The organism is Campylobacter sp. BCW_4341 (assembly GCF_001764255.1).
Classification (GTDB): Bacteria; Campylobacterota; Campylobacteria; order Campylobacterales; family Campylobacteraceae; genus Campylobacter_D; species Campylobacter_D jejuni.
Window position 1 is genome coordinate 1 of record NZ_MKAH01000029.1, and the last position, 3310, is coordinate 3310.

Consider the following 3310-nt stretch of genomic DNA (forward strand, 5'->3'; position numbering starts at 1 on the left):
ATCAAAAACCAAATTTTCCACCTAAAGCTCTTAAACTAAGCTTTAGTTTAAAATATTTTTAATCAGTTTTTGCAAATTCCTTTTTGTTTCTTCTTGTTCTTTTATGATAAAACATTTTGCTTTTGGCCAAAAATAACTTTTAGGATTTTCAAATTTTCCCCAACGCCAATCAAATCTAGGATGTAAAAGAACTATAGTAGGAATATCCATAGCTAAGCTTAAATGCGCTATAGCACTATCAATACTAAGCATACAGTCAATATCATATAAATAATTTAGAGTATCATTCCAATTTTTTATAAGCTTACTTCTATCTTCTATTGCCTTAGGTAATTCTTCTTTTAATTGCATTTGAAAAGAAATGATTTCATAATCTAAGTCTTTTAATATATCAAATAAAAATTCAAATTTTACATTTCTTAATAAATCAGAATTTTCAGCATTAGGAGTAGCATAAAAAATACCAAGTTTTTTTCTTTTATTATGCGGTTTTTTCTGTGGCAATATAGGTGTTTTTAATCGTGAAATCTCGTCAAGCTTAATATCAATAAAAAAAGGCAAAGAACAAATAGGAATAGCATAATCAAAATTTGTAGGTAGATTTTTTAAAACCTTTACATTTTTAAAAATATCATCATTTTGATTTAAAAATTTGATTTGATTTTTAAACATTTCATACATGGCACTTTGAGGAGCAAATAAAACCTTTGAAGCGATTTTGCAAAGTTTTTCTAAGCATCTTGCATACATTATAGTATCGCCAAAGCCTTGCTCGCAAAATACTAAAACTTCTTTATTTTTAAAAGCATCAACGCCAAATTTATTAAAAGCTTTTAGGCTTTCATTATAATGATAAGTAGAAAAAGTTTCATTATGAGCATAAAATAATCTGCTTTCATAATATTTCTTGCCCTCTTCAAAATTATCATCCACTCCCATACGCATCAAAAGATAAGCCAAATCAAATTGATAGGTTGCATGAGAATCCAAGCTAAGACATTTTTTATAAGCATAATAAGCTTCTTGATAGTTTGAATTAAATTCTAAGACCTTAGCATAGTTTTGCCAAAACTGTGCATGGTGTTGATTGGCTTCTTGTAGCGATTGAAAAAGTTCTAAAGAATCAGATATTCTAAAAAGCTTAAAAAGCAAGTATGCTTTTTGGGGTAAAATTTGATGAGTTAAAAAATCTTCTATTTTAGAAATAGTAAGATTTTCTTTGGTTTTACTGTGAAGCCTATCTTCGAGTTTAATTAAATTAAGATTGGTTTGTTCAGCAATGATTCCTTTTTGTAGTTTATCAATCAAATCTTGCATAAAATGACACAAGTGTTCATGTGCATTTAATGCCTTGGTAAAATCATGTTTAAAATAAATTTCTGCATAATTTTTCCATAGATTAAGATTATACATATCTTTAGAAAGCAATTCTTTGAAAATTTGTTCAGATTCTTCTAATTTATTACTCAGCTTATAAATAAAAGCCAATTCTAACTTAAGTTCATCTTCTAAATCATCTTTGCGAGTTAAAAGTGTTTGTAATAAATTCAAGGCTTCATCAAGTCTTAAATTTTCAATATAGCTTTTAGCAAGCATAAGACCATTAAAACTTGTAGGATTTAAAGAAAAAAGCTCTTGAGCATAATATAAAGCTTTTTGAAAAAGAGAAAGTTTATAAGAAGAAAGCGTAGCAAATTCTAAAGCAAATTTTGGACTTTCTTTTAAAAATTGCTCACTCAAGTTTAAACATTTTTCATAATTAGCATTAAAATAATAATAATGAATTTTATCAAACATATTTTTCCTTGATAGTTACATTAAAATCTAATATTATCTTATAAGTTGCATAAAAAGATAATTATATTTTTATAAAATTAAATAATAAAACAAAAATAAAAAAATAAATACAATAAAAACATCCATCCCAATAATTTTAAAATTATCAGGATGAAATTTTAACAAGTAGGAGAGTAAACTAATCAAACTAAGTATTATCTTTTATAAGATTACCAAAGATAATTAAACTGAGCAAATCCTGTATGGGTATTGCCATCTTTATCAAACATTCCATTATAGTTTAAACTAAAATAGAAAGCTTCATTAACAGGAACGATAAAAGAAGTACTTACAAATTTTTGTATTCTTGGTAAATAAAACTCATCACTTACTTTTATATTACCAAATCTAGCCTCCGCTTCTACTTTAGGATTGATATTAAACTTAGCTCCAAGTTCTACTGAAGTTTTTAAATTAGGCAACCAATCTCTAAACCAAGTAAAGCTTGTTTTAGTAGAGAAAAGATTTAAATAGTTTGCATAGGTTCTTTCTCCACCTTGAACTGTTGCTTGTCCTATAGTGTCTTTCATAGAAAAAGCTTCAGTATAACCTCCTTCATAAGCAAGACCTATTTCAGGGGAGAATATATCTTTATTAGAAATAAAATTCATACCTAAGGCTGTATTGACTCCATAAGCATAAGAATTAGGTTCAGCTTTAGCTTCATTATTTCCTATTTTTTTAGTTAAATCATTTTTAATCAAAGCAGCTTTACTTTGAGCTTTGATATAAACTTCTTGACCTTTTTCTGTAGTAAATAAGGTATTAAAGTATTTTAAACCTGCATAATAGGTTCTATTATTAATATCAAAATAAGTTGAACCCATTTTTGTATCTTCATAACCTGCATACACACCATATATTCCACTGTCTTTTAAAGTAGAATAACCTATAATGGTTCCTTTAGTGTGTCCTTTGCTTTCTTCATTTAAAGAAAGTTCAACATTCTGTGAAGAAGCATAAGGAAGGATGAATAAAGAATGTTCTTTATTAGAACCATAGCTTCCATTATTTAAATCACTCTTTATATAATCACTTGCATCTGCATATAAATTACCCTTTTCAGACATAGCAATGCTTTGAGATTTACTTGAAGAAGCTAAAGCAAAAGTTTGCATAGAATTACCCATAACATTATCTATAAAGGTTGATCTTCTTGAAGTAGTAGAGATTAAAGATCTAAAGGTTGCACCTGATATGGAAGCACTAAGATCAAACCTTTTATGAATTTTTCCTGTTGAAGGATCATAGATTAAATCAATTTCTCCACTACCATTGGTTCCTATATTGCCAATATTACCTGGTTTTACCCCTGAGATGATATCATTTATATCTCCTATTCCATCTAGATCAGCATTGCCTTGATCAACGGTTATATTATCTACTTTTACATTATCCGTATTGCTTCCACCTACAACCACAGTGTCTAATTTACCTGTATCTTTATCTGTAGAAACAACCCAATCTTCTATGA

At 27.7% G+C, this 3310-nt stretch carries 2 protein-coding genes; both read right to left on the minus strand.

Annotated elements, in window-relative coordinates; translation table 11 throughout:
- Positions 1–42 precede the first annotated feature (42 nt).
- On the minus strand, positions 43–1797 hold the full coding sequence (locus tag AJN70_RS04155) for a hypothetical protein (protein ID WP_070295520.1): 1755 nt from the start codon (positions 1795–1797) through the stop codon (positions 43–45).
- Between the two features lie 209 nt (positions 1798–2006).
- On the minus strand, positions 2007–3310 hold a 1304-nt coding region (locus AJN70_RS04160), incomplete at its 5' end, for an autotransporter outer membrane beta-barrel domain-containing protein (RefSeq protein ID WP_083262316.1).